The following is a 19,983-nucleotide window of genomic DNA, read 5'->3' on the forward strand; positions in this document are numbered from 1 at the left end:
CAGATGGCACAATCGGTGCATGGAACGCGACAGCCAACTCGAGCTTTACCGGCTCGTCGCCGACCAACTCAAGCAAGCGCACACCAGGGTGCGCACACTGCAAGTCCCGGAGGGCGTACGGATGGCGCTGTCCCGGAAGCTGCTGGCCATCACGGCTGCGGCAAAGCACGATCTCTCAGGCGCGGCAAAGCGTCTGGACCGGCTGATGAACGACCTCGACGAGGGCCGTTTCCCCGAAGAGCCCGACCGTGACGGAACTCCGTGATGGTCGAGTTCGTTGCGGCACAAGGGTGATTAGACCGTTTCGTGTTTGATTTGCGGTATATATCTGCCTAACGTGCGAAAAGGCTGGAACGCATTCGTTCCAGCAATGTCTCCGAAGGGGAAGACGTGAACAAGGCGCAGCTCGTTGAAGCGATTGCCGACAAGCTCGGTGGCCGTCAGCAGGCCGCAGACGCGGTCGACGCGGTACTCGACGCGATCGTCCGTGCAGTTGTCGCAGGGGACCGGGTCTCGGTCACCGGCTTCGGCTCGTTCGAGAAGGTCGACCGCCCGGCCCGTTACGCCCGCAACCCGCAGACGGGTGAGCGCGTGCGGGTCAAGAAGACCTCCGTGCCGCGCTTCCGCGCGGGCCAGGGCTTCAAGGACCTGGTGAGCGGCTCGAAGAAGCTGCCGAAGAACGACGTCGCCGTGAAGAAGGCGCCCAAGGGCAGCCTTTCGGGCGGCACCAAGGTGACGGCCAAGGCCGCGGCCAAGAAGGCCACCGCCAAGAAGGTCACCGCGAAGAAGGCCACCACGGCCGCCACCGCGAAGAAGGCCACGGCGAAGAAGACCACCGCCAAGAAGACGACGGCCACCGCCACCAAGGCCGTCGCGAAGAAGACCACGGCGAAGAAGGCCGCCCCGGCCAAGAAGGCGGCCACGGCCACCAAGACCGCCGCCAAGAAGACCACCACGACGGCGAAGAAGGCCACCGCCACGACCAAGAAGGCGGCCGCCAAGAAGACCGCGCCCGCCAAGAAGGCCACGGCGACCAAGGCTGCGACGCGCAAGACGACGGCGCGCAAGACCACCGCCAAGAAGGCCGCCGCCAAGAAGTAAGGCAGCGAAGGCGTCACGCACCGGGCCGGGCTCCCTTCGGGGAGCCCGGCCCGCGGTGTTGCGAGAGGCCTGTCAGAACGTCTGCAGCGTCACCAGCGTGATGGCCCCGGGGCCCTCGCCCCGCTGCCCCTCCGCGCGCTCGATGCGCACGCGCTGACCGGGGCGCAGCAGCCGCAGGCCGCCGGCGTCGAACGCCGCCGTGCCGAAGGGCACGGGCGTGCCGTCGTCCAGCAGCACGCTGCCGGAACGGGTCTGAGGGTCGTAGGTGTACGCGGTGGCCTGCATGGGTCGAGCCTACGGCCTGCGGCGGGCCCGGCGGATTTCCCCCACCCGCGACGGGGGTCTCCGCGACCCCTGGACGCGGACTCAGTCCGGAGCCCTCGGGGATGTCCCCCCATCGGCCCGGAAAACCCCGCCCGGCTCCGCCTAGTCGGTCCGTCCCGGCCCGCGCGTCAGCAGATCCGCCGCCGCGGCGGCCGTACGCGGGCCCAGCCCGAGATCCAGCGCCGCCCGCAAATCGGACTCCGTGTCCACGTCCTGGCGCACGGAATCGACACCCGTGAGTTCGATCTCATGGGCCCCCGAGGCCCGGTGGCGGGCGCGCGAACGCCCCTCGAACGCCGGAGCCAATTCCATTCCGGGAGCCGCCGCGAGAAGTGTCGTCCCGATTCCCGCCGCGTCCGCGAGAAAAGCCCGCGGGAATTCCCCGGCCGAATCGAGCACCCGCCCGAGTTCCACCGGCCGCAGTGCCGGCAGATCCGCGTTGAGCGTCGCCACGGCGGACCGCGGGCACTGCGCCCGCACGGTCCGCGCACCGTGCGCCAGCGCGCCGTTCAGCCCGCCCGGCCCCGTCGGCTCCGGCAGCACCCGGGCCCCGAGCGCCCCCAGCTCCGCACCGGCCAGCGGATCGTCCGTGACGACCACCACACCCCCCACCGCCGGACAGGCCAGCGCGGCCGCCACCGTGTCCAGGGCGAACGCCAGCGCGAGGGCGGGCCGCGGAGCGTGCCCGGTGCCCCCTGCGAGACGGCTCTTGGCCTGGGACAGCGGCTTCAGCGGCACCACCAGGGTCCAGACCACATCCGCCCCCTCTCTTCGCATCAGCCTCATTGTCACCCGCTGCCGCAGTCGCCCGCGGGGCGCGGGGTTACGGTGTTCTCGACAGACCGGGTACCTGGGGCGACACTTGTGCGGCCCCCGGGTTCATACAGCCCCCAGGTCCCGAGAGAAGGGTGTCCGAGTGTCCCGCCACAGAATCGGCTTCTGGTACCGCTTTACGGCGGTGTTGGCGAAACCGCCGCTCGTGGTTCTGTTCAAGCGGGACTGGCGCGGAATGGAGCACATTCCGGCGGACGGCGGGTTTATCACCGCGGTCAACCACAACTCGTATCTCGACCCGCTCTCCTACGCGCACTTCCAGTACAACACCGGCCGCGTCCCCCGCTTCCTGGCCAAGGCGGCCCTGTTCAAGGGCAGCTTCGTCGGCGCGGTGCTGCGCGGCACCGGGCAGATCCCGGTCTACCGCGAGACCACCGACGCCGCCACCGCTTTCCGGTCCGCCGTCGACGCCATCAACAGGGGCGAGTGCGTGGCCTTCTACCCCGAGGGCACCCTCACCCGCGACCCCGACATGTGGCCGATGGAGGGCAAGACCGGCGCCGCCCGTGTGGCGCTGCTCACGCAGGCGCCCGTCATCCCGGTCGCCCAGTGGGGCGCCAACGAGGCCATGCCGCCGTACGCCAAGGAGAAGAAGCTCCGGCTCTTCCCCCGCAAGACGCTCAAGGTCCTCGCGGGCCCGCCCGTCGACCTCTCCGCGTACTACGGCAAGGAGCCCACCGCCGAGGTGCTGCGCGGCGCCACCGAGGAGATCATGGCCGCCATCACGGCCCTCCTCGCCGAACTCCGCGGCGAAAGCGCCCCCGCCGAGCCGTACAACCACCGCAAGGCCCTTGCCGCGAACCGCCGCAAGGCCCAGGAGGACACCAAGTGACGCGCTGCGCCGTCTTCGGCACCGGATCCTGGGGCACCGCCTTCGCGATGATCCTCGCCGACGCGGGCTGCGAGGTGATGATGTGGGGCCGCCGGGAGTCCCTGGTGGCCGAGATCAACACCACCCGCACCAACCCCGACTACCTCCCGGGCACCGAGCTCCCCGCCGCCGTGCGGGCCACCACCGACCCCGCCGAGGCAGCCGCCGGCGCGGACTTCACCGTCCTCGCCGTGCCCTCGCAGACCCTGCGCGGCAACCTCACCGAGTGGGCGCCCCTGCTGGCCGCCGACACCGTCCTCGTCTCCCTGATGAAGGGCGTCGAACTGGGCACCGCCAAGCGGATGAGCGAGGTCGTCGAGGAGGTCGCCAAGGTCTCCGCGGACCGCGTCGCCGTCCTCACCGGCCCCAACCTCGCCAAGGAGATCGCCGCCAGGCAGCCCGCCGCGGCCGTCGTCGCCTGCCGGGACGAGGCCGTGGCCAAGCGGCTCCAGACGGCCTGCCACACCCCGTACTTCCGCCCCTACACCAACACCGACGTCGTCGGCTGCGAACTGGGCGGCGCCGTCAAGAACGTCATCGCGCTCGCCGTGGGCATCGCCGACGGCATGGGCCTCGGCGACAACGCCAAGGCGTCGCTCATCACCCGCGGTCTGGCCGAGACGACCCGGCTCGGCCTCGCCATGGGCGCCGACGCGCACACCTTCGCCGGTCTCGCCGGGATGGGCGACCTCGTGGCCACCTGCTCCTCGCCGCTCTCCCGCAACCACACCTTCGGCACCAACCTCGGCCGCGGCATGACCCTCGCCGAGACCATCGCCGTCACCAGCCAGACCGCCGAGGGCGTCAAGTCCTGTGAGTCCGTGCTGGATCTGGCACGCAGGCACGATGTCGACATGCCGATCACGGAGACCGTCGTGGAGATCGTCCACGAGGGGAAGCCGCCGCTGGTGGCCCTCAAGGAGCTGATGTCGCGCAGCGCCAAGCCCGAGCGGCACTGACTCACCCCGTACCACCAGGTAGTCTCGTCGCGATATGAGCAGCGAGACCACCACCCAGAGCCCTGACCGGAGCCGTAAGCCGCGCATCGCGGTCGTGTTCGGCGGTCGCAGTTCCGAGCACGCGATCTCCGTCGTCACCGCCGGCGCCGTCATGGGCGCGATCGACCGTACGAAGTACGACGTGCTGCCGATCGGCATTACCACCGACGGCCGTTGGGCGCTCACCGCCGACGACCCCGAGCGGATGGCCATCGCCGGCCGTACGCTGCCGAACGTCGACCAGCTCGACCGGTCGCCCGACGGCACCGTGGTGCTGCCGGTCGACCCCGCCTCCCGCGAGGTCGTCTACACCGAGCCGGGCAACGTCCCCAAGGCGCTGGGCGAGATCGACGTCGTCTTCCCCGTGCTGCACGGCCCGTACGGCGAGGACGGCACCCTCCAGGGCATGCTGGAGCTCTCCGGCATCCCCTATGTGGGCGCCGGCGTCCTCGCCTCGGCCGTCGGCCAGGACAAGGAGTACATGAAGCGGGTCTTCATCTCCTACGGCCTGCCCGTCGGTCCGTACGAGGTGGTCCGCCCCCGCGAGTGGCAGGCCGACCCGGCCGCCGCCCGTAAGAAGATCGTCGACTTCGCCGGCGAGCACGGCTGGCCGCTCTTCGTGAAGCCCGCCCGCGCCGGCTCCTCCATGGGCATCACCAAGGTCGACGACCTCGCCGGTCTCGACGACGCCATCGCCGAGGCCCAGCGCCACGACCCCAAGATCATCGTGGAGTCGCTGCTGCGCGGCCGGGAGATCGAGTGCGGTGTGCTGGAGCTCGAGGACGGGCCGCGCGCGAGCGTCCCCGCCGAGATCCCCCCGGTCACCGCCCACGACTTCTACGACTTCGAGGCGAAGTACATCGACTCCGCCGCGGGCATCGTCCCGGCGCCGCTGACGCCGGAGCAGACCGCCCGCGTCCAGGAGCTGGCGGTGCAGGCCTTCGACGCCGTCTCCTGCGAGGGCCTGGTCCGCGCGGACTTCTTCCTCACCGAGGACGGCGAGTTCGTCATCAACGAGATCAACACCATGCCGGGCTTCACGCCCATCTCGATGTACCCGCGCATGTGGCAGGAGAGCGGCGTGAGCTACCCCGAGCTGATCGACGCGCTCGTCCAGGCGGCGCTGCGCCGGTCCACGGGCCTGCGCTAGTCGACGTAACCGAAGGGGATCGTCTTCTTGACGGCGTCGGCGAGATCGGTGAGCGCACCGAGATCGCCGGCGTCACCGGCGACCTTCTTCGGCAGCGTCACCTCCACCCACACCTCCCGGTGCACGGTGGTGCAGCGGATGCTGCCGTCCGACTGCAGCTCGGGCAGCCACTCCACACCGTCGGCCTCCACCGAGCCGGTGGAGGGCGCGTACGTCTTGGAGCCTTCCCGGATGATCTCGGGGCGCAGCACCCCGCAGCGCAGCGCGATCGCGGGGTCGCCCCAGACAGCGGTGAAGTCCGAGACGGGATCGGCCTTGCGCCGTTCCATCCCGCCCACGGACTCCGGGAGCGCCTTGTGCAGTGCCCGGCAGGGCCCGACCGCCCGCGCCGGCGGCGTGGGAACCGCCGGGCCCGCCGTGTCGTTGCCCGAAGAACAGCCGACGGCTGCGAACAGCACGACGACAGCGGGCGGACCGAGCGACCGGCGGAGCGAAAACTTCACCGGCCGAGCATACGGGGGACCTACAGATGAACGACCGGGCAGGTCAGTGTGCGGGTGATGCCGTCCACCTGCTGGACCTTCGCGACCACCATCCGGCCGAGCTCGTCGACCGTGTCGGCCTGGGCGCGGACGATCACGTCGTACGGACCGGTCACGTCCTCGGCCTGGATCACCCCCGTGATCTTTGCGATGACTTCGGCCACGGTCGACGCTTTGCCGACCTCGGTCTGGATCAGGATGTACGCCTGTACCACGGAACCTCCAGGGCGGCTACGAGGATCATGTGGGGAGAAGAGACGCCACGGTACCGCGTCGCCGTACGGCGCGGGGAGACCCGCGCTGACTGCGCGGCGCGGCGAATGTCACAACCGATACTCCTAGGAGGAGCTCAGTGAAAGGCACCGTGGGCGAGTTGGGGGAGTTCGGGCTCATCAGAGAGCTTACTTCCCGGCTCACCACCACCCCGGCGGTCCGGCTCGGGCCGGGTGACGACGCCGCGGTGGTCGCTGCGCCCGACCGGAGGGTCGTGGCCAGTACGGACGTGCTCCTGGAAGGGCGGCACTTCCGTCGCGACTGGTCCACGGCGTACGACGTCGGCCGCAAGGCGGCCGCGCAGAACCTCGCCGACATCGCCGCCATGGGCGCGGTCCCCACCGCCGTCCTGCTCGGCCTCGTCGTGCCCGCCGAACTCCCCGCCACCTGGCCGACCGAGCTGATGGACGGCATCCGCGACGAGTGCCAGGTCGCGGGCGCCGCCGTGGTCGGCGGCGACGTGGTGCGCGGCGACACCATCACCGTGGCCATCACGGCCCTGGGCGACCTGCGCAACCACGAGCCGGTCACCCGCTCCGGCGCCCAGCCGGGCGACGTCGTCGCGGTCACCGGCTGGCTCGGCTGGTCCGCCGCCGGACTCGCGGTGCTCGTCCGCGGCTTCCGCTCGCCCCGCGCCTTCGTCGAGGCCCACCGGCGCCCGGAGCCGCCGTACCACGCGGGCCCCGCCGCCGCCGGGCTCGGCGCCACGGCGATGACCGACGTCAGCGACGGTCTCATCGCCGACCTCGGGCACATCGCCGAGGCCAGCAAGGTCCGCATCGACCTGCGGACCGCGGCGATCGACGTCCCCACCCAGATGTCCGACATCGGGCAGGCCGTCGGCGTCGACCCCCTGCAGTGGGTGCTCACCGGGGGAGAGGACCACGCGATCGTGGCCACCTTCCCGCCGGACGTGAAGCTCCCGGCCCGCTGGAAGGTCATCGGCGAGGTCGTCAGCCCCTCCGCGCTCCCGCAGGTCACCGTCGACGGCGCCCCCTGGGACAAGGCCGGCGGCTGGGACCACTTCGGGGACGCCGAACCCGACGAGTAGATTCGGCGGCATGCCGATACCTCCACGCGTGCTGACCGTCGCCGGATCCGACTCCGGCGGCGGTGCGGGCATCCAGGCCGACCTCAAGACGATGCTCGCCCTCGGCGTGCACGGCATGAGCGTGCTCACCGCCGTCACCGCGCAGAACTCCCGCGGGGTGCAGGGCGCCTGGCAGCTGCCCGCCGACGCGGTGCGCGCCCAGTTCCGCAGCGTCGTCGACGACATCGGTGTCCAGGCCGTCAAGACGGGCATGCTCGCCTCGGCCGAACTCGTGGAGACCGTGGCGGAACTCCTCACCGGCCTCGCCGCCCCCGTGGTCGTCGACCCGGTGGGCATCTCCAAGCACGGCGACCCCCTGCTCGCCGCCTCCGCGCTCGAATCGCTGCGCACGAAGCTGCTGCCCGTGGCGACCGTCGCGACCCCCAACCTCGACGAGGTCGCCTGGCTCACGGGCGTACGGGTCACCACGGAGGCCGACATGCGCAGGGCCGCCGACGCGGTGCTCTCCTTCGGGCCGGCGTGGGCGCTCGTCAAGGGCGGCCACCTGGACGGCGCCGAGGCCGTCGACCTCCTGACCGACGGCACCGAGGAGCACTGGCTGCGCGCCCCCCGCCACGACAACCGCCACACGCACGGCACCGGCTGCACCCTCGCCAGCGCCATCGCCGCGGAACTGGCGAAGGGGAGCGGGGTGCCGGAGGCCGTCACGGCGGCCAAGGACTATGTCACCGGGGCCATCGCCGCGGGCTTCGCGCTGGGCGGCGGGATCGGGCCCGTGGACCACGGGTGGCGTTTCAGGGGATGACGGAACGCGGGGCGCTCGAAGGGGCGCCCCGGAATCCGCCCTGCATGCTTCCGCCGGGAGTGCTTCAGAGCATGCTTCCGGGCATGCGAAAAACCGGCCCACCCAAAGGTGGACCGGTGTCCGCTTGCGCGGGAAAGATCACTCGCTTAGCGCGAGACCTTGCCGGCCTTGATGCACGAGGTGCAGGCGTTGATCCGCTTCGGCGTGCGCCCGATCACTGCGCGCACCCGCTGGATGTTGGGGTTCCAACGACGGGGGGTACGGCGGTGCGAGTGCGAAATAGCGTTGCCGAAGCCCGGCCCCTTGCCGCAGACGTCGCAGTTGGCAGCCACGGGTTACTCCAAAGACGGGTCATCCCCACTTGCGCAGGAACAACAGGCACGTACGGTGAATCCCTGCGTGCCGAAATCTCAGTGACCGGCAGTATCAGGGGATGTTCCTGATTTTCATCAGGCAACCGGAGCAGCATACATCGGCTGCTCCCGTACAACGAAACTACCATGACCGCCCCGGACGGTCCGGGCCGCTCCCGCCAGGCGCTCCGCCGCCTGTCAGGGCCCTGTGGACACACGGTCCCACCGGCTGCCCGCCCCCGCCGCCGCGGGACTACGCTGCCGAATCACTGCCACACCGCCCCCAGGAGTCCGAGGAGGACACGAGGTGCCGCACATTCCCCCAGACTCCGTCCGGGGGTGCCCCCATCCCGCCACTGTGGTGCGCACCTGGTGCGCTCTGGCCCTCGACGCGCTCGGGCGGGCTCGCGAGGAGATCGACGCGATCAACGTCTATCCGGTCGCGGACGGCGACACCGGCACCAACCTCTACCTGACCGTCGAGTCCGCGGCCCGTGCCGTCGAGGCGGTCTTCGACGGCCACGCCACGGCGGGCCCCGCCTCCCCGGCCCCCCTCCCCGGCCTCCCCGACGCCGTACGGGCCATGGCCCACGGCGCCCTCATAGGCGCGCGCGGCAACTCCGGCACGATCCTGGCCCAGCTCCTGCGCGGCATGGCGGAGGTCCTGGCGGCCCAGGAGCGGCCCGGCGGCCCCGACGGCGGGGAACTGCTGCGCAGGGCGCTGCGGCGGGCCGTGGAGTCCGCGTACGAGGGAGTGGCCCGGCCCGTCGAGGGCACGGTGCTCACGGTCGCCACGGCCGCGGCGAAGGCGGCGTCGGACGCGCCCGGCGGTGCCCCGGAAGTGGCCCGCGCCGCGGACGAGGCGGCCCGCACCGCCCTCGCGCTCACCCCCGGCCAGCTGGACGTGCTCGGCAGGGCGGGCGTCGTCGACGCGGGCGGCCTCGGCCTGGTGGAGGTCCTGGGCGCGCTGTCCCGCGCGCTGTCCGGGGAGACGGCGGCACCCGAGGCCGCGCGGGAGCGGAGACACCGGGCCGCGCGGCAGGGGACCGAGGGCGTCGAGCCGCGCCCGCAGGCCGGCTGCCCCCCGGAGACCGGCGGCCGCACCGCGCCCGCCTTCGAGGTGATCTACCTCCTGGAGGCCGACGACACCGCGGTGGCCCGCCTGCGGACCCGGCTCGACGCGCTCGGCGACTCGCTCGTCGTCGTCGGCGGCGACGGCCTGTGGAACGTCCACGTGCACGTGGACGACGCCGGGGCGGCCGTCGAGGCCGGCATCGACGCGGGGCGCCCGCACCGCGTCCGCATCACCCACTTCGGATCCGCCGGCGAGCCCGCGGCCCGGACGCGCGAGCCCGCGCAGCGGGCCGTGGTCACCGTCGTGCCCGGCGAGGGGCTGGCCGGCCTGTGCGCGGAGGCCGGGGCCACCGTCGTGCCCGCCGGGCCGGGCGAACCGCCCGCCAGCGGCGAGCTGGTCGCGGCCATCCGGCGCGCGCACGCGCGCGAGGTGGTGCTCCTGCCCAACGACCCCGAACTGCGGCACACCGCGGCGGCGGCCGCCGAACAGGCCCGCGCCGAAGGCGTACGCGTCGCCCTCGTCCCGACCCGCTCCGCGGTCCAGGGCATCGCCGCGCTCGCCGTCCACGAGCCGGGCCGCCGCTTCGACGAGGACGTCGTCGCCATGACCGCCGCCGCGGGCGCCACCCGCTACGCCGAACTGGCCGTCGCCGAACGGCAGTCCTGGACGATGGCGGGCGTCTGCCAGGCCGGGGACGTGCTCGGCCTCATCGACGGCGACGTCGCCGTCATCGGCACGGAGCTCGCCGCCACCGCCGAGACCGTCCTCGACCGCATGCTCGCCGCGGGCGGCGAAATGGTCACCCTGGTCCTCGGCGCGGGCGTCCCCGGCTCCGTCGCGGACCGCCTGGAACGCCACGTGCGCGACGGCCACCTGGCCGTCGACACCGTGGTCTACCGCGGGGGCCAGCAGTCCGCACCGCTGCTCATCGGCGTCGAGTGAGGGCCGGCGCCCCGCCCCCCTTCCGCCGCGCACCCGCCGGGGAACGGGCGGGGAACGCGGATTGTCAGTCGCATGGTGTGCAATGGATCGCGTGCCCGCGCTAGACGAACCCCTGAAGAAGATCCTCGGCGGCAACACCGCGAAGGTGATGGCCGAGCACCTCGACCTGCACACGGTCGGCGACCTGCTGCACCACTACCCGCGCCGCTACGCCGAGCGCGGCGAGCTCACCCGGCTCGCCGACCTGCCGCTCGACGAGCACGTCACCGTCGTCGCCCAGGTCGCCAAGGCCGCCATGAAGACCTTCAACCACGGCAAGGGCGTCCGCCTGGAGGTCGTGGTCACCGACGGCAGCGGCTCGCTGACCCTCGTCTTCTTCGGCCGGGGCGCCTACGCGCGGGAGAAGGAGCTGCTGCCCGGCCGACGCGGCATGTTCGCGGGCAAGGTCTCGCTCTTCCACCACACCCGCCAGCTCCTGCACCCCGACTACGAACTCCTCGACAAGGAGAGCGGAGCCGACGCCGCCGAGTCCTTCGCCGGGCGGCTCCTGCCGATCTATCCGGCGTGCAAGCAGTTCCAGTCCTGGAAGCTCACCAAGGCCGTCGACACCCTGCTCGACCTCTTCGAGGCCGAGCGCTGGCAGGACATCGTCGACCCCCTGCCCCCGGCGCTGCGCGACGGCCGGAGCCTCGCCGAGCTCGCGGACGCCTTCCGCAAGGTCCACCGGCCGCGCTCGAAGGCCGACATCGAGGACGCCAGGGCCCGGCTGAAGTGGGACGAGGCGTTCGTCCTCCAGGTCGCCCTCGCCCGCCGCCGGCACGCCGACTCCCAGCTGCCCGCCGTCGCCCGCAAGCCCGTGCCGGGCGGCCTCCTCGACGCCTTCGACGCGAAGCTCCCCTTCACCCTCACCGACGGCCAGCTCAAGGTCTCCGCGGAGATCTTCACCGACCTCGCCGCCGAACACCCCATGCACCGCCTCCTCCAGGGCGAGGTCGGCTCGGGAAAGACCATGGTCGCCCTGCGGGCCATGCTCGGCGTCGTCGACGCGGGCGGGCAGGCCGCCATGCTCGCGCCCACCGAGGTGCTCGCCCAGCAGCACCACCGGTCCATCACCGAGATGATGGGCGAGCTCGCCGAAGGGGGCATGCTCGGGGGCGCCGAGCAGGGCACCAAGGTGGTGCTCCTGACCGGCTCCATGGGCATGGCGGCCCGGCGGCAGGCGCTGCTGGACCTGGTCACCGGCGAGGCGGGCATCGTCATCGGCACCCACGCCCTGATCGAGGACAAGGTGCAGTTCCACGACCTCGGCCTGGTCGTCGTGGACGAGCAGCACCGCTTCGGCGTCGAGCAGCGCGACGCCCTGCGCTCCAAGGGCAAGCAGCCGCCCCACCTGCTGGTGATGACCGCGACCCCGATCCCGCGCACCGTCGCCATGACCGTCTTCGGCGACCTGGAGACCTCGGTGCTCGACCAGCTCCCGGCCGGCCGCTCGCCCATCGCCACCCATGTGGTGCCCGCCAAGGACAAGCCGCACTTCCTGGCCCGCACCTGGGAGCGGGTGCGCGAGGAGGTCGAGGGCGGCCACCAGGCGTACGTGGTGTGCCCGCGCATCGGCGACGACATCGCGGACGAGGGGGACGGCCCCGGGCCCGCCAAGTCCCGCAAGAAGTCCGCCGAGGACGAGCCGTCCGCGGAGGACCTGGCCGAGAAGCGCCCGCCGCTCGCCGTCCTCGACATCGCCACGCAGCTCGGCGCGGGCCCCCTGCGCGGGCTGCGCGTGGAGGTGCTGCACGGCCGGATGCAACCGGAGGCGAAGGACGACGTCATGCGCCGCTTCGCCGCCGGGGAGGTCGACGTGCTGGTCGCCACGACCGTCATCGAGGTCGGCGTGAACGTGCCCAACTCCACCGTCATGGTGATCATGGACGCGGACCGGTTCGGCGTCTCCCAGCTCCACCAGCTGCGCGGCCGCGTGGGCCGCGGCTCGGCCCCCGGTCTGTGCCTGCTGGTCAGCGAGATGCCGGAGGCCGGTCCGGCGCGCGCCCGGCTGGCGGCGGTCGCCGCCACCCTGGACGGCTTCGAGCTGTCCCGCATCGACCTGGAGCAGCGCCGCGAGGGCGACGTCCTCGGCCAGGCGCAGTCCGGCGTCCGGTCGTCGCTGCGGATGCTCACGGTCATCGAGGACGAGGAGGTCATCGCGGCCGCCCGCGAGGAGGCCGCCGCGGTGGTCGCGGCGGATCCCGAGCTGGCGCACCTGCCCGAGCTGCGCACGGCGCTGGACGCCCTGCTCGACCGCGAACGCGAGCAGTATCTGGACAAGGGCTGAGCCCCGGTGCCCGGGTGCGCCGCGGGCCGGGGGAAAGCGCACCCGGCACGTTCTAGGCTGAGTGGACGGCGGGCCCACCGGCCCGCTCACCCACCGCGAAGGACCGAGGACCCCATGACCCGCGTGATCGCCGGTACCGCCGGCGGACGCCGCCTGGCCGTGCCGCCCGGCACCGGCACCCGCCCGACCTCCGACCGGGCGCGCGAGGGCCTGTTCTCCACCTGGGAGTCGCTCTTCGGCCCCCTGGAGGGCGCCCGCGTGCTGGATCTGTACGGCGGCTCCGGGGCGGTCGGCCTGGAGGCCCTCTCGCGGGGCGCCGCGCACGTCCTGCTGGTGGAGGCCGACGCCCGCGCGGTCCGCACCATCCGGGACAACGTCCGCGCCGTCGGGCTGCCGGGCGCCGAGGTGCGGGCGGGCAAGGCCGAGCAGGTCGTCGCGGGACCGGCGCCCACCGGCCCGTACGACGTGGTCTTCCTCGACCCGCCCTACGCCGTCACCAATGATGATCTCCGCGAGATTCTCCTCACACTCCGCGCCCAGGGCTGGCTTGCGGACGACGCGCTGGTCACCGTTGAGCGCAGCACCAGGGGCGGGGAGTTTCCCTGGCCGGACGGCTTCGAGCCACTGAGGGCCCGTCGCTACGGCGAGGGGACGCTTTGGTACGGTCGCGCCGCCTCGACGTGCGCGGAAGAGACGACCTCTCCCCGCGCGTCATGAATGGACCGGAGAGCGAGGAACCACAGTTGCGCCGCGCCGTCTGTCCGGGGTCGTTCGACCCCGTCACCAATGGACATCTCGACATCATCGCCCGCGCTTCCAAGCTGTACGACGTCGTGCACGTGGCGGTGATGATCAACAAGTCCAAGCAGGGCCTGTTCACCGTCGACGAGCGCATAGACCTGCTCCGCCAGGTCACCGCGGAGTACGGCAACGTCGAGGTGGAGGCCTTCCACGGCCTCCTCGTCGACTTCTGCAAGCAGCGCGACATCCCCGCCATCGTGAAGGGCCTGCGGGCGGTCAGCGACTTCGACTACGAGCTGCAGATGGCGCAGATGAACATCGGGCTGTCGGGGGTGGAGACCCTCTTCGTCCCCACCAATCCCACCTACAGCTTCCTGTCCTCCAGCCTGGTCAAGGAGGTCGCGGCCTGGGGCGGGGACGTCTCCCACCTGGTGCCGCCGCTGGTGCTCGAAGCACTGAACGAGCGGCTCGGCCGGGACTGACGGGCTGACAGCTCGTCAGCAGGTGTCGGGCGGGGGTCGACTGGCCGTACAGTCGTCCCCGTTCGTGCCCATCGTCAGAAGAGAGTGGCGAGCGCCAAGGTGGACGTGCAGAAGAAGCTCGACGAGATCGTCACGACCGTCGCCGGCGCCCGGTCCCTGCCCATGTCGGCCTCCTGCGTGGTCAACCGGGCCGAGCTGCTCGCCCTGCTGGAGGAGGTGCGGGCCGCCCTGCCCGACTCCCTCGCCCGGGCCGAGGAGCTGATCGGCGGCCGCGAGCAGCTCGTCGCCGACGCCCGCGAGGAGGCCGAGCGGATCATCGAGTCCGCCCGCGCCCACCGCGGCTCGCTGATCTCCGACACCGAGGTCGCCCGCCAGTCCCAGGAGGAGGCCGACCGCATCCTCGCGGAGGCCCGCCGGGAGGCCGAGGAGATCCGCGCCGAGGCCGACGACTACGTCGACGGCAAGCTCGCCAATTTCGAGGTCGTCCTCACCAAGACCATCGGCTCCGTCGACCGCGGCCGGGAGAAGCTGCTCGGCCTGCCGGGCGCGGAGGGCCACGACGCGGACGGGCTGCCCGACGAGGACCCCGAGCGCAGCTCGGACCCGCAGGTCCAGCGGCAGCGCGCCGACGCCTATGTCGACGCCAAGCTCGGCGCGGTCGCGGCCGTGCTGGCCAAGACCCTCGAAGCCGTCGGCCGCGGCCGGGAGAAGCTGCTCGGCGCCCGCCCGGCGGACGAGCTCGGCGCCCACATGGCCGCCCAGGACAGCCTCCCCGGCGGCCACCACACCAGCGACGCCGACTTCCTCGCCGGGCTGGCGGCCCCCCAGGAGCCCGCGGGGCCGCCGCCGGCGCCGTCCGTGCCCGCGCAGCCCGACTACTACCCGACCCCGGCCTACGAGCCCGACCCGTACGCCTATCAGGCGTCCTACGGGCAGCAGCGCGACCCGTACGCGGTCCAGGGCGGCTACGCCCAGCACGACCCCTACGCCTGGCCCGCCCAGACCGCGTCGGGGGGCTACGACCCGAACGCCGGCTACGCCGCCCCGGCGGGCCACCAGGGCCATGAGCAGCAGCCCCCTCAGGCCCCTCGGCATCAGCAGTCCCAGCAGCCTCAGCTGGACGAGACGAGCCTCTTCGACACGAGCATGATCGACCTCGATCAGCTCCGCAGGTACGAGCAGGGCCGCTGACCCGTCGCGGGCCGTCCGCCGCCGGGTCCCCGGCCGGTCGCCGATTGGGTGTACGGCGGCCTGTCGAGTATTCTGGCTCTTCGGTCGCGTGTGCATTCGCGATCAGGGCTGCCCGGGACGCGTTTTCCGCGTCGGGCGGCCGTCGCCGCAGCGTAGAAAGCAGGAAGTCCTGAACGCCCACCTTGATCACCGTTCCCCTCTCGTGTTCGACACACGCGAGCTGGGCCGGCGTCCCGGTGCGCTGAAGAAGGTCTCCCGTTCGATCGAGGCTCCCGCCGATCTCGGTATCGAGGTCATCGGGGTCGCCGAGGGCGCGACGGTGGAGCTCGACCTCCGCCTGGAGTCGGTCATGGAAGGGGTGCTTGTCACAGGCACCGCCCGTGCACCGCTGACAGGGGAGTGCGTAAGGTGTCTGGAGCCGCTGGAGCGAGAGCTCGACGCGGACTTCCAGGAGATGTTCTCCTACCCCGACGCCGACGCCCGGAGCCGCACTGCGGACACGGACGACGACGCCGAGGACGACGAGGAGGACACGCTCTTCCTCGAGGACGACTTGTTCGACCTCGAACCCGTGCTGCGTGACGCGGTGGTGCTCGCACTGCCGCTGCAGCCGGTGTGCCAGGAAGACTGTCCCGGTCTGTGCTCCGAGTGCGGAGCGCGGCTGGCGGACGACCTGGACCACCACCACGAGTCCGTCGACATTCGTTGGGCGGCACTGCAGGGACTCGCCGGGTCCAACCAGGACGGCGAGATGGACAACGCACCCCGCTCCGGCGGGGATGACTCACAGGAGAAGTAGCCGTGGCTGTTCCGAAGCGGAAGATGTCGCGCAGCAACACGCGCCACCGCCGGTCGCAGTGGAAGGCTGCGGTCCCCACCCTGGTGGCATGCGCTAGCTGCCACGAGCCGAAGCTGCAGCACATCGCGTGCCCGAGCTGCGGCACCTACAACAAGCGCCAGGTCCTCGAGGTCTGATCGGCGGGTGACAGGCTCAATGTCAGACGCCATTACGCCGAAGAAGGCGCCGGCGGACACGGCCTCGTCTCACACGCTTCTGGAAGGGCGGCTCGGGTACAGACTCGAGACCGCCCTTCTGGTGCGTGCGCTGACTCACCGTTCCTTCGCGTACGAGAACGGCGGGCTGCCCACCAACGAGCGGCTGGAGTTCCTCGGGGACTCCGTGCTCGGCCTGGTGGTCACCGACACGCTGTACCGCATCCACCCCGACCTGCCCGAGGGCCAGCTGGCCAAGCTGCGGGCCGCGGTGGTCAACTCCCGTGCGCTGGCGGAGGTCGGACGCGGTCTCGACCTCGGCTCCTTCATCCGGCTCGGCCGGGGCGAAGAAGGCACGGGCGGCCGGAACAAGGCGTCGATCCTCGCGGACACGCTGGAAGCCGTGATCGGGGCGGTCTATCTCGACCAGGGCCTCGAAGCCGCCGGTGAGCTGGTGCACAGGCTCTTCGATCCGCTGATCGAGAAGTCCTCCAACCTCGGCGCCGGCCTGGACTGGAAGACCAGCCTCCAGGAACTGACCGCCACGGAGGGGCTGGGCGTCCCGGAGTATCTCGTCTCCGAGACCGGGCCCGACCACGAGAAGACCTTCACGGCTGCTGCCCGCGTCGGTGGTGTCGCGTACGGCACCGGCACCGGCCGCAGCAAGAAGGAAGCGGAGCAGCAGGCGGCGGAAGCCGCCTGGCGCGCCATCCACGAGGCGGCGGAGGCCCGGGCCTCCGCCGCACAGGCGGAGGCCAAGGCCGAAGCCGCCCCGGAGGCCGAGGCCACCGGGACCGACCCGGCGGCTTCCGAGCCCGCCGACGGTGTGCAGGGCGCGTCGCACTGACGCGTTCCGTCCGTGATCGCCGGGCGGGCCCTCGGGCCCGCCCGGCGATCACGTTCATCCGGTGAAGCTTCGTCGAAGGAGTGGCGCTCCGTGCCCGAACTGCCCGAGGTCGAGGTCGTACGGCGCGGTCTGGAGCGGTGGATCCGCGGGCGCACCGTCGCCGACGTGCAGATCCTGCACCCCAGGGCGATCCGCCGGCACCTCGCGGGACCCGACGACTTCGCGGCCCAGCTGACCGGGCGCAGGCTCGCCGCCGCGCACCGCCGCGGCAAGTACCTCTGGCTGCCCCTCGAAGCGGCCGGGCAGGACGCCCCCGACCGGTCCGTGCTCGCCCATCTCGGCATGAGCGGCCAACTCCTCGTCCAGCCGCACGAAGCGCCCGACGAGAAGCACCTGCGGATCCGGGTCCGCTTCGCCGACACCCTCCCCACCGAACTGCGCTTCGTCGACCAGCGCACCTTCGGCGGCCTGTCGCTGCACGACCCCGTGCCGGGCGACTTCGAAGGGCTGCCCGACGTCATCGCGCACATCGCCCGCGACCCGCTCGACCCCGCCTTCGACGAGGCCGCGTTCCACGCCGCGCTGCGCCGCCGCCGTACGACCGTCAAGCGCGCCCTGCTCGACCAGTCGCTGATCAGCGGCGTCGGCAACATCTACGCCGACGAGGCGCTGTGGCGCTCCCGGCTGCACTACGACCGCCCCACCGCGACGCTGACCCGCCCGCGCAGCGCGGAGCTGCTCACGCACATCCGCGAGGTCATGAACGAGGCGCTCGCCGTCGGCGGTACGAGCTTCGACAGCCTCTACGTCAACGTGAACGGTGAATCCGGCTATTTCGACCGGTCGTTGGACGCGTACGGCCGCGAGGACGAGCCGTGCCGGCGCTGTGGCACGCCAATGCGGCGACGCCCGTGGATGAACCGCTCCAGCTACTTCTGCCCCCGCTGCCAGCGCCCGCCGCGCGTGTGAGCGCAAGCTGAGCGGTCCCGGGCTCAATAGCCGAAGTCCTGTGTCCACCAAGGGCCCCCCGCCCCGGGGTTCACGCCGATCCCCAGAGTGCGGTACTCGCGGTTGAGGATGTTCGCCCGGTGTCCCGTGCTGTGCATCCACGCCTCCATGACCGCCCGGGGGTCCGGCTGGCCGCGCGCGATGTTCTCGCCGCCGAGGTTGCCGATGCCGTGCCGGGCGGCGCGGTCCCACGGTGTGCGCCCGTCCGGGTCGGTGTGCGCGAAGAAGCCGCGCCGCGCCATGTCGTCGCTGAACGACTGTGCCAGGGAGGTGAGTCGGGGGCTGGGGGCCAGCGGCCGGGCGCCCACCTTGGCCCGCTCCTCGTTGACCAGGGCGAGGATCTGGGCGACGGGCGTCGCCTGGAGGTCGACCGCTTCGGTCGCCGTCCCCGGCCCGGCGCCGGGATCCGTGGCGGGCGGGCCCACGTCGGCGGTCCCGGGGATCGGGGCCGGGAGCGTGTGCGCCTCGCTGCCGGGGTCGATGCCCGACCCGCCCGGCCGGGGCGGCGGCGCCTCGGTGGAGGGCTCGGAGGGCGGGGGAGGGACATCGGCGGGGGGCGCGGAGCGCGCCTCCGGGCGCTCGGTCCCACGGCTCACCGGGAGTCCGCCGCGCTCGGGTGCGGGGGACGGCGTCTGCGGCCGCACCGGGCCGCTGCGGACGGCGGGCGGATCGTCGGCCCGCACCTGCCCGCCGGGGCTGCCGCCGCCGAGCTGAAGGGTGTCCCCTCCGGAGAACAGCCCCGAGGCCATCGCGACCACGCCCATCGCCATGGCGGCCGACGCACCCAGCAGCCCGGTCCGCACGGGGGAGTTCACCCGGCCGCGCCGCCGCGCGTTGCGGTGCCGGCCGACGTCGGTGGGTTCGTCGGGTTCGTACAGCGGCCCCGGGTCGGACCTCCCGCTCGTCGAGGGGGCCCGGGTCGGCGGGGGAACAGCTGAGGGGTGACCGGTGGCCTGGGGGGCAGAGCGTCGATGGCGACCCATCCGCTGCCTTCCTTACGTGCTCGGCGTCATCGTGCGTCACTCGTACGGGGGTGGGACCTGTCGACCGGCGACTGTACGGCAATAGGGCCAGGGGCTAAGCGCTTCGTATGCAATTGGTCGGTTAACGTGCAGACATGAACGAGAATGTCCGTCTGACGGCCTGGGTCCGGGGTCATGTGCAGGGTGTCGGCTTCCGATGGTTCACCCGGGAGAACGCGTTGCGGATCGGCGGACTGGAGGGCTTCGCCTCGAATCTCGCCGACGGCCGGGTCCAGGTCGTCGCGGAGGGCGCGCGCGAGGGCTGTGAACAATTGCTCGACTGGTTGCGCGACGGGAACACTCCCGGCCGGGTGGACGGCGTCACGGAGATCTGGGACGTGCCGCGCGGCGGTTATGGCGGCTTTGAGATCCGCTGACCGACACATTGCCGAAAGCGGAATTTTTCCCCGGCGGCGGGTGGGCGAACCCCATGGAGAAGGGGTGGCCGTGGGTCACGATGACCTTATTGATATGCCGTTGGCATATGCGAACGGAAGAAATTCCCTGATGGTTGCCAACTCGCCGTCGTCATGGAAGGCTGCTGCTCAACGGATGATCTCTACGCCCCTCCGGGCCCGGGAGAGACTGCGCCGCGTATTCACTGCCGCGCACCCCCGGGACGCCCGCCGATACGGGGTGTGATCGTGTTGACCGTCAAACTTTTTGGTGAGACTCTGGAAGCCCCGCGCACCTTAGCTGTTTGGCATTGAACACCGCAGTAGTGATGGCAGACACCGCGGGTGCGAATCCCTCACGACCCACACCGCTTCGGTCGGTCACTCAGTGTGGAGGACCATCCATCATGGCAAAGGCGCTTCTCGGTTACGTCGGCGGCTCCGACCCCCGAGTCCTCTCCGAGATGCGACGGCTTCAGCAGCGTGTCCAGGACCTTGAATCCGAGCTCATCCGGATGCAGGCCGAGAACGACGCGCTGACTGCCGCCGCTCACCACGGCGACTCGTTCGAGCTCGACAGCATCGACGTATCCCAGGCGGAGCCTGCGCTCGCCTGACCGCCCTGCCCCCGGGGGCCCGGTCGGGCTGCACTGTCAGCC

The 19,983-nt window shown here is 71.9% G+C and carries 24 protein-coding genes; 18 read left to right on the forward strand and 6 right to left on the reverse strand.

Translation table 11 applies throughout. The features are described 5' to 3' along the window. The first annotated feature begins 19 nt into the window (after positions 1-19). Positions 20-265 (forward strand): hypothetical protein, encoded by a 246-nt coding sequence (locus DXZ73_RS29735; protein WP_116214085.1) that lies wholly within the window; start codon positions 20-22, stop codon positions 263-265. A gap of 125 nt (positions 266-390) precedes the next feature. Next, a complete protein-coding gene (locus DXZ73_RS29740; protein WP_116214086.1) occupies positions 391-1,101 on the forward strand; it encodes an HU family DNA-binding protein in 711 nt (236 codons plus the stop codon). Between the two features lie 72 nt (positions 1,102-1,173). Here the strand turns inward: DXZ73_RS29740 and DXZ73_RS29745 are convergent, their stop codons facing one another. Both DXZ73_RS29745 and cofC read right to left on the reverse strand, forming a co-directional pair. Next, positions 1,174-1,386 carry a hypothetical protein gene (locus DXZ73_RS29745; RefSeq protein ID WP_116214087.1) on the reverse strand — a complete coding sequence of 71 codons (213 nt, stop codon included), beginning with the start codon at positions 1,384-1,386 and terminating at the stop codon, positions 1,174-1,176. 141 nt (positions 1,387-1,527) lie between these two features. Continuing rightward, positions 1,528-2,181: a 2-phospho-L-lactate guanylyltransferase gene (gene cofC, locus DXZ73_RS29750; RefSeq protein WP_116214088.1), complete on the reverse strand. Its 654-nt coding sequence runs from the start codon at positions 2,179-2,181 to the stop codon at positions 1,528-1,530. 160 nt (positions 2,182-2,341) lie between these two features. On the opposite strand from cofC, the gene DXZ73_RS29755 reads away from it, so the two are divergent. Genes DXZ73_RS29755 through DXZ73_RS29765 form a run of 3 tightly spaced genes read left to right on the forward strand, consistent with a single transcriptional unit; the run spans position 2,342 to position 5,278 of the window. Continuing rightward, positions 2,342-3,091 carry a lysophospholipid acyltransferase family protein gene (locus DXZ73_RS29755; RefSeq protein WP_116214089.1) on the forward strand — a complete coding sequence of 250 codons (750 nt, stop codon included), beginning with the start codon at positions 2,342-2,344 and terminating at the stop codon, positions 3,089-3,091. Next, positions 3,088-4,089, forward strand: coding sequence for an NAD(P)H-dependent glycerol-3-phosphate dehydrogenase (locus tag DXZ73_RS29760; RefSeq protein WP_116214090.1), 1,002 nt, complete (start codon positions 3,088-3,090; stop codon positions 4,087-4,089). The genes DXZ73_RS29755 and DXZ73_RS29760 overlap by 4 nt, the downstream gene beginning before the upstream one ends. A 34-nt stretch (positions 4,090-4,123) precedes the next feature. After that, entirely contained in the window at positions 4,124-5,278 is a 1,155-nt protein-coding gene (locus DXZ73_RS29765; protein ID WP_116214091.1) for a D-alanine--D-alanine ligase family protein, read from the forward strand. On the opposite strand, the gene DXZ73_RS29770 is transcribed toward DXZ73_RS29765, so the two are convergent. Then, complete coding sequence (locus tag DXZ73_RS29770) at positions 5,275-5,781, reverse strand: DUF3515 domain-containing protein (protein ID WP_116214092.1); 507 nt, start codon at positions 5,779-5,781, stop codon at positions 5,275-5,277. The two genes, DXZ73_RS29765 and DXZ73_RS29770, sit on opposite strands and share 4 nt — an antisense overlap. A gap of 20 nt (positions 5,782-5,801) precedes the next feature. After that, positions 5,802-6,035 carry an Lrp/AsnC ligand binding domain-containing protein gene (locus DXZ73_RS29775; RefSeq protein WP_116214093.1) on the reverse strand — a complete coding sequence of 78 codons (234 nt, stop codon included), beginning with the start codon at positions 6,033-6,035 and terminating at the stop codon, positions 5,802-5,804. A 137-nt stretch (positions 6,036-6,172) separates the two neighbouring features. Between DXZ73_RS29775 and DXZ73_RS29780 the strand changes: the two genes are divergently transcribed. Continuing rightward, positions 6,173-7,144, forward strand: coding sequence for a thiamine-phosphate kinase (locus DXZ73_RS29780; RefSeq protein WP_116214094.1), 972 nt, complete (start codon positions 6,173-6,175; stop codon positions 7,142-7,144). 10 nt (positions 7,145-7,154) lie between these two features. Beyond that, entirely contained in the window at positions 7,155-7,949 is a 795-nt protein-coding gene (thiD, locus tag DXZ73_RS29785; protein ID WP_116214095.1) for a bifunctional hydroxymethylpyrimidine kinase/phosphomethylpyrimidine kinase, read from the forward strand. A gap of 146 nt (positions 7,950-8,095) precedes the next feature. Here the strand turns inward: thiD and rpmB are convergent, their stop codons facing one another. Continuing rightward, entirely contained in the window at positions 8,096-8,281 is a 186-nt protein-coding gene (gene rpmB, locus DXZ73_RS29790) for a 50S ribosomal protein L28 (protein WP_087926075.1), read from the reverse strand. A 379-nt stretch (positions 8,282-8,660) separates the two neighbouring features. Here rpmB and DXZ73_RS29795 point away from each other — a divergent pair, with 379 nt between their 5' ends. The 9 genes from DXZ73_RS29795 (at position 8,661) to mutM (ending at position 17,868) form a co-directional block, all read left to right on the forward strand. Further along, positions 8,661-10,319: a DAK2 domain-containing protein gene (locus tag DXZ73_RS29795; protein ID WP_240351540.1), complete on the forward strand. Its 1,659-nt coding sequence runs from the start codon at positions 8,661-8,663 to the stop codon at positions 10,317-10,319. An 82-nt stretch (positions 10,320-10,401) separates the two neighbouring features. Next, positions 10,402-12,645, forward strand: coding sequence for an ATP-dependent DNA helicase RecG (gene recG, locus DXZ73_RS29800; RefSeq protein ID WP_116214096.1), 2,244 nt, complete (start codon positions 10,402-10,404; stop codon positions 12,643-12,645). A gap of 114 nt (positions 12,646-12,759) precedes the next feature. Further along, complete coding sequence (gene rsmD, locus DXZ73_RS29805) at positions 12,760-13,362, forward strand: 16S rRNA (guanine(966)-N(2))-methyltransferase RsmD (protein ID WP_116214097.1); 603 nt, start codon at positions 12,760-12,762, stop codon at positions 13,360-13,362. A gap of 26 nt (positions 13,363-13,388) precedes the next feature. Further along, positions 13,389-13,868: a pantetheine-phosphate adenylyltransferase gene (gene coaD / locus DXZ73_RS29810; RefSeq protein WP_205519385.1), complete on the forward strand. Its 480-nt coding sequence runs from the start codon at positions 13,389-13,391 to the stop codon at positions 13,866-13,868. A gap of 99 nt (positions 13,869-13,967) precedes the next feature. Continuing rightward, the gene (locus DXZ73_RS29815) at positions 13,968-15,059 is read left to right on the forward strand and encodes a cell division initiation protein (RefSeq protein ID WP_116215948.1); all 1,092 of its coding nucleotides are present in this window, start codon (positions 13,968-13,970) and stop codon (positions 15,057-15,059) included. Positions 15,060-15,261: 202 nt separating this feature from the next. After that, on the forward strand, positions 15,262-15,858 hold the full coding sequence (locus tag DXZ73_RS29820) for a YceD family protein (RefSeq protein ID WP_205519256.1): 597 nt from the start codon (positions 15,262-15,264) through the stop codon (positions 15,856-15,858). A gap of 2 nt (positions 15,859-15,860) precedes the next feature. Then, the gene (rpmF, locus tag DXZ73_RS29825; RefSeq protein ID WP_030087884.1) at positions 15,861-16,034 is read left to right on the forward strand and encodes a 50S ribosomal protein L32; all 174 of its coding nucleotides are present in this window, start codon (positions 15,861-15,863) and stop codon (positions 16,032-16,034) included. Between the two features lie 19 nt (positions 16,035-16,053). After that, complete coding sequence (gene rnc / locus DXZ73_RS29830; protein WP_116214099.1) at positions 16,054-16,899, forward strand: ribonuclease III; 846 nt, start codon at positions 16,054-16,056, stop codon at positions 16,897-16,899. A 90-nt stretch (positions 16,900-16,989) separates the two neighbouring features. Then, positions 16,990-17,868, forward strand: a complete 879-nt coding sequence (gene mutM / locus DXZ73_RS29835) for a bifunctional DNA-formamidopyrimidine glycosylase/DNA-(apurinic or apyrimidinic site) lyase (RefSeq protein WP_116214100.1) — start codon at positions 16,990-16,992, stop codon at positions 17,866-17,868. Positions 17,869-17,891: 23 nt separating this feature from the next. Here mutM and DXZ73_RS29840 read toward each other — a convergent pair whose 3' ends face one another. Beyond that, on the reverse strand, positions 17,892-18,890 hold the full coding sequence (locus DXZ73_RS29840; protein WP_116214101.1) for a CAP domain-containing protein: 999 nt from the start codon (positions 18,888-18,890) through the stop codon (positions 17,892-17,894). 134 nt (positions 18,891-19,024) lie between these two features. On the opposite strand from DXZ73_RS29840, the gene DXZ73_RS29845 reads away from it, so the two are divergent. Together DXZ73_RS29845 and DXZ73_RS29855 are read left to right on the forward strand one after the other, a co-directional pair. Continuing rightward, on the forward strand, positions 19,025-19,306 hold the full coding sequence (locus tag DXZ73_RS29845; RefSeq protein WP_116214102.1) for an acylphosphatase: 282 nt from the start codon (positions 19,025-19,027) through the stop codon (positions 19,304-19,306). Between the two features lie 425 nt (positions 19,307-19,731). Next, positions 19,732-19,941: a hypothetical protein gene (locus DXZ73_RS29855; RefSeq protein WP_116214103.1), complete on the forward strand. Its 210-nt coding sequence runs from the start codon at positions 19,732-19,734 to the stop codon at positions 19,939-19,941. Positions 19,942-19,983 lie beyond the last annotated feature (42 nt).

It is taken from the genome of Streptoverticillium olivoreticuli subsp. olivoreticuli, assembly GCF_003391135.1.
GTDB classification, from domain to species: Bacteria; Actinomycetota; Actinomycetes; order Streptomycetales; family Streptomycetaceae; genus Streptomyces; species Streptomyces blastmyceticus.

Excerpts from the sequence above, each read along its gene's own strand:
- DXZ73_RS29855 (WP_116214103.1), top strand. The coding sequence starts at position 19,732 with ATGGCAAAGGCGCTTCTCGGTTACGTCGGCGGCTCCGACCCCCGAGTC.
- rnc (WP_116214099.1), top strand. The coding sequence starts at position 16,054 with ATGTCAGACGCCATTACGCCGAAGAAGGCGCCGGCGGACACGGCCTCG.
- rsmD (WP_116214097.1), top strand. The coding sequence starts at position 12,760 with ATGACCCGCGTGATCGCCGGTACCGCCGGCGGACGCCGCCTGGCCGTG.
- thiD (WP_116214095.1), top strand. The coding sequence starts at position 7,155 with ATGCCGATACCTCCACGCGTGCTGACCGTCGCCGGATCCGACTCCGGC.
- DXZ73_RS29735 (WP_116214085.1), top strand. The coding sequence starts at position 20 with ATGGAACGCGACAGCCAACTCGAGCTTTACCGGCTCGTCGCCGACCAA.
- recG (WP_116214096.1), top strand. The coding sequence starts at position 10,402 with ATGGATCGCGTGCCCGCGCTAGACGAACCCCTGAAGAAGATCCTCGGC.
- DXZ73_RS29745 (WP_116214087.1), bottom strand. The coding sequence starts at position 1,386 with ATGCAGGCCACCGCGTACACCTACGACCCTCAGACCCGTTCCGGCAGC.
- DXZ73_RS29765 (WP_116214091.1), top strand. The coding sequence starts at position 4,124 with ATGAGCAGCGAGACCACCACCCAGAGCCCTGACCGGAGCCGTAAGCCG.
- DXZ73_RS29840 (WP_116214101.1), bottom strand. The coding sequence starts at position 18,890 with ATGGGTCGCCATCGACGCTCTGCCCCCCAGGCCACCGGTCACCCCTCA.
- DXZ73_RS29845 (WP_116214102.1), top strand. The coding sequence starts at position 19,025 with ATGAACGAGAATGTCCGTCTGACGGCCTGGGTCCGGGGTCATGTGCAG.